The sequence below is a fragment of the Janthinobacterium sp. CG_23.3 genome, assembly GCF_046115965.1.
In the GTDB taxonomy this organism is placed as follows: Bacteria; Pseudomonadota; Gammaproteobacteria; order Burkholderiales; family Burkholderiaceae_D; genus Janthinobacterium.
The window spans coordinates 21685-31072 of the sequence record NZ_JBJXIB010000067.1; the positions used below are offsets into that span (position 1 = coordinate 21685).

At 69.7% G+C, this 9388-nt stretch carries 3 protein-coding genes and 2 pseudogenes; 1 reads left to right on the top strand and 4 read right to left on the bottom strand.

Translation table 11 applies throughout. From position 1 onward, the window contains the following. Nucleotides 1-4: 4 nt before the first annotated feature. Entirely contained in the window at nucleotides 5-856 is an 852-nt protein-coding gene (locus ACFDR9_RS16275; RefSeq protein ID WP_409031674.1) for a helix-turn-helix domain-containing protein, read from the bottom strand. Between the two features lie 147 nt (nucleotides 857-1003). Between ACFDR9_RS16275 and ACFDR9_RS16280 the strand changes: the two genes are divergently transcribed. Continuing rightward, complete coding sequence (locus ACFDR9_RS16280) at nucleotides 1004-2470, top strand: cytochrome P450 (protein WP_409031675.1); 1467 nt, start codon at nucleotides 1004-1006, stop codon at nucleotides 2468-2470. An 804-nt stretch (nucleotides 2471-3274) separates the two neighbouring features. Here ACFDR9_RS16280 and carB read toward each other — a convergent pair. The 3 genes and pseudogenes from carB to ACFDR9_RS16295 all read right to left on the bottom strand — a co-directional run. Beyond that, nucleotides 3275-6484 (bottom strand): annotated as a pseudogene (gene carB / locus ACFDR9_RS16285) (carbamoyl-phosphate synthase large subunit); the annotation flags it as partial. Beyond that, nucleotides 6477-7637 carry a glutamine-hydrolyzing carbamoyl-phosphate synthase small subunit gene (carA, locus tag ACFDR9_RS16290; RefSeq protein ID WP_017877703.1) on the bottom strand — a complete coding sequence of 387 codons (1161 nt, stop codon included), beginning with the start codon at nucleotides 7635-7637 and terminating at the stop codon, nucleotides 6477-6479. The pseudogene carB and the gene carA, both read right to left, overlap by 8 nt. Nucleotides 7638-7872: 235 nt before the next feature. Continuing rightward, nucleotides 7873-9273, bottom strand: a pseudogene (locus tag ACFDR9_RS16295) (methyl-accepting chemotaxis protein); the annotation flags it as partial. Nucleotides 9274-9388: the final 115 nt, after the last annotated feature.

The window sequence follows — 9388 nt, forward strand, 5'->3', positions numbered from 1 at the left end:
GGCCTCACGACCAAATCCGGTAAACCCAATAGCTTTCATCCTCCTGCCCGGCGCGCACCAGTTCGGTCGGACTAAGCCCGGTGATTTCCTTGGTTTCGCGGCACAGGTGGGCCTGGTCGGCATAACCGCCGCGCGCGGCGATGTCGCTCCACGACGGCTTGCCGCCGAGGATATCGGCGCGCGAGTCCAGGAACGATAGCTCGGCGCGGCTCATGCGCCGCAGCGTGCGCATCGGCTGCCCGGCCCAGGCCTTGACGCGCCGTTCGAGGTTGCGCGCGCCGCGGCCCCAGCCGGCCGCCGCCACCTGCACGCCGAGCCGCTTGACCCAGTCGCCGACCACGCCGAGGGCGTCGTCGCCGCGCGCGCCCTGCCAGCGCGGCTCAAGGAAACGCTCGACCAGCGCCACGCGCGCGTCGTCGTCGGGCGCCGCCAGCACCTGGCGCGCCAGCGCCACCCAGTCCGGCCCCAGCGCCTCCTCCAGCGGGACGATGCGGTCGACCCAGACCGACATGTCAAGCCCGCTCAAACGATGCATCGCCGAGGCGTAAAACAGTACCATGAAACCCTGCATCGGCCCCGGGTTGTAACTCACCGTCGGGCGCGACTGCGGGCCGGCGAATTGCATCGCCGCCATCGGTTCTAGGCCCGGCGTCGGCGCCGCCCGTTCCGCCTCGCCGCGTATCATCCAGCTGATGCTACATAGCGGGCTGGCCGGAAAACGGTTCAGCCGCTGCCACGGCAACAGCGGCGCGCAATCCATCGTGCTGCGCGCCAGGCAGGCCCGCACGCAGCAGGCCAGCGACAGGCGCGGCGCGATCAGTCGCGCGCTGGGCAGGCTGGTGGGGGTGGCGGTCATGGTCGAATGGGCGTGGTGGGGCCGGTCCATTGTACCGCGACGGCGCGGCGTGTCGGCGCCGCCGCGGTTTGTCGGAAACGTTCAAGACGGCCGCCCCGGTTGCCGCTACAGTGCAAGCCAACGACACCCACTTGCGGAGGAACCAGCATGACAGCGTATCCCGGCACCACCCCCAGCGCCGCGCCGCCGGCCCGGCCGGCCCTGCGCCAGATCGCCGCGCTGCCGGGGCCGTTCGCCCTGCCGCTGCTGGGCAATGCCCTGCAGCTCAAGCCTTCGCGCGTGCACCGCGACGTCGAAGACTGGTGCCGCCGCTACGGGCCGCTGTTCCGCATCCGCCTCGGCCGCAGCAAGGTGCTGGTGGTGGCCGGCCACGAGGCGGTCGCGGCGGTCCTGCGCGACCGCCCGGACGGCTTCCGCCGGCCCAAGGCGACGGCCGACCTGTCGCTGGAAATGGGCGGCGTGCCGGGCCTGTTCATGGTCGAGGGCGCGGAGTGGCGCAACCAGCGCCGCGTGGTGATGCAGGGTTTCGCGCCGGCCGCGATCAAGGCGTATTTCCCGTCGCTGGTGGCGGTGGCGCTGCGCCTGCAGCGGCGTTGGGACGCGGCGGCCGGCGCCGGCGCGGCGATCGACCTGGCCGACGACCTGAAGCGCTACACCGTCGACATCATCGCCGGGCTGGCTTTCGGCACCGATGTCAACACCATCGAATCGGGCGGGGACGTGATCCAGCGCCACCTCGACGTCATGCTGCCGGCGCTGGCGCGGCGCAGCCTGGCGTTGTGGCCGTACTGGCGCTACTTCAAGCTGCCGGCCGACCGCCGCCTGGAGCGCAGCGCGGTGGCGCTGAGGGCCGCCATCGGCGACCTGGTCGGCCAGGCCCGGCAACGCCTGCTGGCCGAGCCGGCGCGCCGCGAGCGTCCGCCCAACCTGCTCGAGGCGATGCTGTGCGCTGCCGACCAAGCGGGCAGCGGGGTCGACGACCAGGCCGTCGGCGGCAACGTCCTGACCATGCTGCTGGCCGGCGAGGACACCACCGCCAACACCATTTCGTGGATGCTGTACCTGCTGCAGCGCCACCCGCGGGCGCTGCGCCGCGCCCAGGACGAGGTGCGCCGCCTGGCGCCCGACCCGGCCGCGTTCAGCGTCGAGCAGATGGACGCGCTCGACTATCTGGGCGCCTGCGCCAGCGAGGCCATGCGCCTGAAGCCGGTGGCGCCGTACATGCCGCTGGAGGCGCTGCGCGACAGCGTGGTCGGCGACGTCGCGGTGCCGGCCGGCAGCTACGTCTGGTGCGTGCTGCGCCACGACAGCGTCGCCGACGCGCACGTGCCGAACGCCGCCGCCTTCGAGCCGCAGCGCTGGCTGGCTCCGGCGCACGGGGAGGCCGGCGCCGGCTTCGACAAGCAGCTCGCGCTGCCCTTCGGCGCCGGCCTGCGCACCTGCCCCGGGCGCTACCTGGCGCTGCTGGAAATGAAGGGTGCCGTGGCGATGCTGCTGGCGCGCTTCGAGCTGCTCGGCGTCGACACGCCGGACGGCGGCGAGGCGCGGGAGCTGATGGCCTTCGTCATGTCGCCGGTGGGCCTGCGCATGCGCTTGCGGGCGCTGGCGGCGTGATGAGAGCGTGTCGCGTTAAGCTAGCGCGATTTTCGTAGGTCGGGTTAGCCCGCAAGGGCGTAAGCCGACTGGCGTCGACATGGTCAAAACCGCGGGCGCAACCCCGGGGCCGGCCCCCAAGGGTCTAACCCCGCTTCTTTGCCGCTGCCTGCGTTTAACGCCGCCGGCCCGCCAGCCCTAGCCCGCGCCCAGCGCCTTGCTGCTGAAGAACTGGTGCACGCCCTTGCGCAGGTCGTCGACGTGCTCGAACTCGAGGTAGGTGACGTCGGCCAGGTCGTCCAGTTCGCGCAGCAGCGTGGTCTTGATCGGCGCGTGCTTCCACACCAGGAACAGGATAGGCGCGTTGCTGCCTTTGAAGACGTGGTAGCCCAGCTCGAAGGCGCTGCTCTCGCTCATGCCGACGCGGATGTTGATGAACAGGTCGGCCTGGTCGAGCAGCGCCAGGCGGTGCTCGCGGAAGTTCGGCGGCGTGAACAGCTTGCCGGTTTCGCGCTCGAACGACTGCTTGAAGGTGGTCGCGCTTTCGGCCCGTATCCCGGTCAGGTAGTGGAAGGTGTAGGGCGCGCCGTTGGCGCTGTCGAGCAGCACCAGGATGTCGGCGATCATGCGCTGCTGCTCCTGGTCGGCCTCGGTGAAGGGCTGGCGGACGAACACCTTGACCGGCGCGCTGCCGACGTCGCGCTGGCCGCGCCGCTGCGCGCGCCGCTCCGGCACCTCGATCGCCGCCGCCTCCCAGTCGAGCAGGCGCGGCGCCAGGCGCCCGCCCGCGCTCGGGCGCGCCGCCTCCTCGTCGGCCTCGGGCGGCTGGTGCTGCTGGGCCAGCGGGTACAGGCCGAAGCTGTCGATGTGGCGCAGCGCCTCGCTGGCCGCGTCGGCCCCGGCGATGGTGCTGTAGAACGCTGCGCCGGCCTGCAGCGCCGCCACCCGGATCGGCCGCGAGGCCATGATCGCGGCGCGCTTCTCGTCGACCGTCAGGATCACCATCGCGATGCTTCTGGCGGCCAGCTGGTCGAGCACCTCGGCGTCCTCCACCGCCAGCGCCGGGATGTCGGCGGCGTTGATGACGGCCGCCGTCACCAGGCTGGCGCAGATGCCGAAGCCCAGCGTGTGCAACTGGCGCGCCACCGCCACCGCGCGGGCCTGGTCGCTGCGCTTGACGCGCATGTAGACGCGGCCGCTGCGCGGCAGGCGGATGCCGGCCGCCAGCTGCGACTTGTAATACGCCTCGCCGAAGGTTTTTCCAACCCCCATGACCTCGCCGGTCGACTTCATCTCCGGCCCCAGCAGGGTGTCGACGCCGGGGAATTTGGCGAACGGGAAGACCGCCTCCTTGACGCTGAAGTAGCGCGGCACCACCTCGTCGATGACGCCCTGCGCCTCCAGCGAGCGCCCGGTCATGCAGCGCGCGGCGATCTTCGCCAGCGCCAGGCCGGTGGCCTTGGAGACGAAGGGGATGGTGCGCGAGGCGCGCGGGTTCACCTCCAGCACGTAGATCACGTCCTGCATGCGGCCGTCGATCTTGCTCTGCTGGACCGCGAACTGCACGTTCATCAGGCCGACCACGTGCAGGCCGCGCGCCATCAGCACGGTCTGGCGCTTGAGTTCGCGGATGGTGTCGGGCGCCAGCGAGTACGGCGGCAACGCGCAGGCCGAGTCGCCCGAGTGCACGCCGGCCTGTTCGATATGCTCCATGACGCCGCCGATGAAGGTGCGGTGGCCGTCCGACAGGCAGTCGACGTCGACCTCGATGGCGTTGTCGAGGAAGCGGTCGAGCAGCACCGGCGCGTCGTGCGAAACGTTGACGGCCTCGCGCATGTAGCGCTCCAGTTCGAGCGGCTCCTCGACGATTTCCATGGCCCGCCCGCCCAGCACGTAGGACGGGCGCACCACCAGCGGATAGCCGATCTCCTGGGCCAGGCGGCGCGCCTCGTCCTCGGTGCGGGCGGTGCGGTTTTCCGGCTGGCGCAGGCCGAGCTTGTGCAGCAGTTGCTGGAAGCGCTCGCGGTCCTCGGCGGCGTCGATCATGTCGGGCGTGGTGCCGATCACCGGCACGCCGGCCTGCGCCAGCGCCAGCGCCAGCGCCAGCTTCAGCGGGGTCTGGCCGCCGTACTGGACGATGACGCCGATGGGCCGCTCCAAGTGGACGATCTCCAGCACGTCCTCCAGCGTCAGCGACTCGAAGTACAGGCGGTCGGAGGTGTCGTAGTCGGTCGAAACGGTCTCCGGGTTGCAGTTGACCATGATGGTCTCGTAACCGTCCTCGCGCAGCGCCATCGCCGCGTGCACGCAGCAGTAGTCGAATTCGATGCCCTGGCCGATGCGGTTCGGGCCGCCGCCCAGCACCATGATCTTGCGCCGCTCGCTGGGCTGGGCCTCGCACTCCTCGTCGTAGGTCGAGTACAGGTAGGCGGTGCGGGTGGCGAACTCGCCGGCGCAGGTGTCGACCCGCTTGTAGACCGGCCGCACCGCCAGCGCGTGGCGGTGGGCGCGCACCTCGGCCTCGCTGGTGTGCAGCAGCGTGGCCAGGCGGCGGTCGCCGAAGCCCTGCTGCTTGAGTTCGAACAGCACGCCCTTGTCGAGCGCGCCCAGCGACTGCCCCGCCAGCCACAGCTCGGTGGCGATCAAGTCCTGCAACTGCGCCAGGAACCACGGGTCGATGCGGCTCAGCGCGTGCACCTGCTCCAGCGAATACCCCTGGGCGAAGGCCTCGCCCAGGTACCAGATCCGGTCCGGCCCCGGCGCGGCCAGCTCCTCGTCGATGACGGCGCGCCCGCTGCCGTTGCGGCGCAGGCCGTCGACGCCGACCTCGAGTCCGCGCAGCGCCTTCTGGAACGCCTCCTGGAAGGTGCGGCCGATCGCCATCACCTCGCCGACCGACTTCATCTGCGTGGTCAGGCGGTCGTCGGCGGCCGGGAACTTCTCGAAGGCGAAGCGCGGGATCTTCACCACCACGTAGTCGATGGTCGGCTCGAACGAGGCCGGGGTGTGGCCGCCGGTGATGTCGTTGCGCAGCTCGTCGAGGGTGTAGCCGACCGCCAGCTTGGTGGCGACGCGGGCGATCGGGAAGCCGGTCGCCTTCGAGGCCAGCGCCGACGAGCGCGACACGCGCGGGTTCATTTCAATGACGATCATGCGGCCGTCGTCCGGGTTGACGGCGAACTGCACGTTGGAGCCGCCGGTGTCGACGCCGACCTCGCGCAGCACCGCCAGGCTGGCGTTGCGCATGATCTGGAATTCCTTGTCGGTCAGCGTCTGCGCCGGCGCCACCGTGATCGAGTCGCCGGTGTGCACGCCCATCGGGTCGAGGTTTTCGATCGAGCAGACGATGATGCAGTTGTCCTTCTTGTCGCGCACCACCTCCATCTCGAATTCCTTCCAGCCGATCAGCGATTCCTCGATCAGCAGCTCGCCGGTCGGCGACAGCTCCAGGCCGCGGGTGCAGATGGCCAGGAACTGGTCGAAGTCGTAGGCGATGCCGCCGCCGCTGCCGCCCATCGTAAACGACGGCCGCACCACCACCGGGAAGCCCAGTTCCTGCTGCGCCTCCCAGGCCTCGGCCATGTTGTGGGCGACGCCGGAGCGCGCCGAACCGAGGCCGATCCGGCTCATCGCCTGCTTGAACTTGGAGCGGTCCTCGGCCTTGTCGATGGCTTCCGGCGAGGCGCCGATCAGCTCGACGCCGTACTCCTTGAGCACGCCGTGGCGGTGCAGTTCGAGCGCGCAATTGAGCGCCGTCTGCCCGCCCATCGTCGGCAGCACCGCGTCGGGGCGCTCGCGGGCGATGATGCGCGCCAGCACCTCCCAGTTGATCGGCTCGATGTAAATGACGTCGGCCATGTCGGGGTCGGTCATGATGGTGGCCGGATTGCTGTTGACCAGGATCACCTTGTAACCCTCTTCGCGCAGCGCCTTGCAGGCCTGCACGCCGGAGTAGTCGAACTCGCAGGCCTGGCCGATGACGATGGGGCCGGCGCCGATCAGCAGGATGGTGTTGAGGTCTTTACGCTTAGGCATTTTTATGCTTCTCCATCAAGGTCACGAAACGGTCGAACAGGTGTCCGATGTCATGCGGGCCGGGCGCGCCCTCGGGGTGGCCCTGGAAGCAGAACGCCGGCCGGTCGGTGCGGGCGAAGCCCTGCAGCGACCCGTCGAACAGCGACAGGTGGGTGACCCGGCAGTTGGCCGGCAGCGACTCCAGGTCGACGGCGAAACCGTGGTTCTGCGAGGTGATCATGACGTGGCCGCTGTCGAGGTCCTGCACCGGGTGGTTGGCGCCGTGGTGGCCGAACTTCATCTTGCGCGTGGTGGCGCCCGAGGCCAGCGCCATGATCTGGTGGCCGAAGCAGATGCCGAAGGTCGGCACGCCGTGCTCGATCAGCTCGCGGCAGGCGCCGATGGCGTAGTCGCACGGGGCCGGGTCGCCCGGGCCGTTGCCGAGGAAGACGCCGTCCGGGTGGTGCGCCAGCGCCTGCGCCGCCGAGGTGTGCGCCGGCAGCACCGTGACCTGGCAGCCGCGCGCGGCCAGCATGCGCAGGATGTTGCGCTTGACGCCGTAGTCGATCGCCACCACGCGGCAGCGCGGCGCCTCCAGCCGGCCGTAGCCGCGCCCCAGCGCCCACTCGGTCTCGCGCCACTCGTAGGGTTCGCGGGTGCTGACCTGGCGCACCAGGTCGACCCCGCTCAGGCCGGGGAAGGCGCGCGCCAGCGTCAGCGCGTGGCCGGCCTGGTCGGTGCCGGCGACGATCGCGCCGCTCTGCGCGCCGCGCTCGCGCAGCAGGCGCGTCAGTTTGCGCGTGTCGACGCCGGCGATGGCGACGATATTCTCCTGTTGCAGATACTCCGACAGCGAGCGGGTCGAGCGGAAGTTCGACGCCAGCAGCGGCAGGTTCTTGATCACCAGCCCGGCCACGGCGATGCGGCCCGACTCGGCGTCCTCGTCGTTGACGCCGGTGTTGCCGATGTGCGGGTAGGTCAGCGTGACGATCTGCCGGCTGTAACTGGGATCGGTGAGGATTTCCTGGTAGCCGGTCATGGCGGTGTTGAACACCACCTCGCCGCTGGTGTGGCCGGCGGCGCCGATCGAGACGCCGCGAAACACCGGGCCGTCGGCGAACGCCAGGATCGCCGGCGGATAGGCCCGGCGCAGGTTGGGGGCGGCTATGGTCATGAACTCTCCTTCGGGCGATGGTGGACGACGGAACGGGACGGGACGCCGGCGCGGCGCCCGCGGCCTCGGCCAGCTTGAACACGCTGACCAGTTGCACCAGGCTTTTCGCCTGCTGCTCCAGCGCCTCCGACGCGGCGGACGCGTTCTCGACCATCTTGGCGTTTTGCTGGGTGGCGCCGTCCATGTGGTGGATGGCGTTGCTGATGTGGTCGATACCCTCGCTCTGCTCGCGGCTGGCGACGGTGATTTCCCCCATAATCGAGGTGACCCGGTTGACGCTGGTGACGATCTCGCCCATGGTCTTGCCGGCCTGGTCGACCAGGCGCGCGCCGAACGTCACCTGCTCGACCGAGTGGTCGATCAGGGTCTTGATTTCCTTGGCGGCGCCGGCCGAGCGCTGCGCCAGGTTGCGCACCTCCGAGGCGACCACGGCGAAGCCGCGGCCCTGCTCGCCGGCACGGGCCGCCTCGACGGCGGCGTTCAGCGCCAGGATGTTGGTCTGGAAGGCGATGCCGTCGATGACGCCGATGATGTCGACGATTTTCTTGGCCGATTCGTTGATCGAGCCCATCGTCGCGACCACCTGCGACACCACCGCGCCGCCCTGGCCGGCCACCTCGGCCGCCGACAGCGCCAGCAAGTTGGCCTGGCGCGCGTTCTCGCCGTTGCGCCGCACCGTCTCGGTCAGTTCCACCATCGACGCGGCGGTCTCCTCGAGCGAACCGGCCTGCGCCTCGGTGCGCCCGGACAGCTCCAGGTTGCCGGCGGCGATCAGGCCGCAGGCGCCGTCGATGGTGTCGGTGGCGCTGCGCACGTCGCGCACGATGTCGAACAGGCTGGCGTCCATCTCGCTGAGGGCGCCGATCAACTGGCCGATCTCGTTGTCCGAGTCGACCGCGATGGCGCCGTTCAGGCGGCCGGCGGCGACGCCGCGGGCGATGCCGACGGCGCGCCCGAGCGGCTCGGTGATGCCGCGTATCAGCAGCACGCCGATCAACACGCTCAGCGCCGCCCCCACCAGGATTGCCGCGCCCATCAGCCAGGCGGTCGCGCCGATGGTGCCGCGCACCGCCTCGGCGTCGACCCTGGCGCGCTGCGCCAGCACATCGGTCAACTCGAGCAGCGCGGGGTCGGAAATGCGGTAGGCCGGATTGATCGAGCGGATCAGGATCGACTCGGCGTCGTCCCACTTCTGCTGCTGGATCAGGGCGCTGGCGGCGCTGATCGCGTTGATGCCGAGATTGTTGCTTTTCGCCACCCACTGCTCGGCCAGCTCGCGCTCGGGCGCCGTGTCAATGGCGTCGCGGTAGGCCGACAGCAGTTTGTTGATCTCGGCGGTGGTGTCGTCGATGGTTTTGAAATGCACCGCCAGCGGATGGTCGTGCAACTTGGACCATTCCATGGCGGGGTTGTGCTGCAGCGCCTGCAGGATCTGGCTGCGGTTGATTTCCATCTTGAAGCGGATCCGCTCGGCCAGCCGGGCGCTGACCCGGGCGTCCTTTTTCGCGGTGTTGTCCAGCAGCCTGCTGGTGTTGTTGATACTGTGGCCGCCCAGGCCGCCGATCAACAACAGCATCGCCACAAAGAACACCATGGTGGAAATGATCAGCGTCCTGATTTTGATATTCTTCAGCATGGAATCGCACCTTTCAAATGCAGTGACTATTCAGCCTGAGCGTACAGCGTAGAAAGTTGTTGTAAACGAATCGTGGATAACGCATCATGCGTGCATGCCACCAAAACCGCCCCGC

Bases quoted from the DNA above. Each gene is read 5' to 3' on its own strand.
- ACFDR9_RS16275 (WP_409031674.1), bottom strand. From the start codon at position 856: ATGACCGCCACCCCCACCAGCCTGCCCAGCGCGCGACTGATCGCGCCG.
- ACFDR9_RS16280 (WP_409031675.1), top strand. From the start codon at position 1,004: ATGACAGCGTATCCCGGCACCACCCCCAGCGCCGCGCCGCCGGCCCGG.
- carA (WP_017877703.1), bottom strand. From the start codon at position 7,637: ATGACCATAGCCGCCCCCAACCTGCGCCGGGCCTATCCGCCGGCGATC.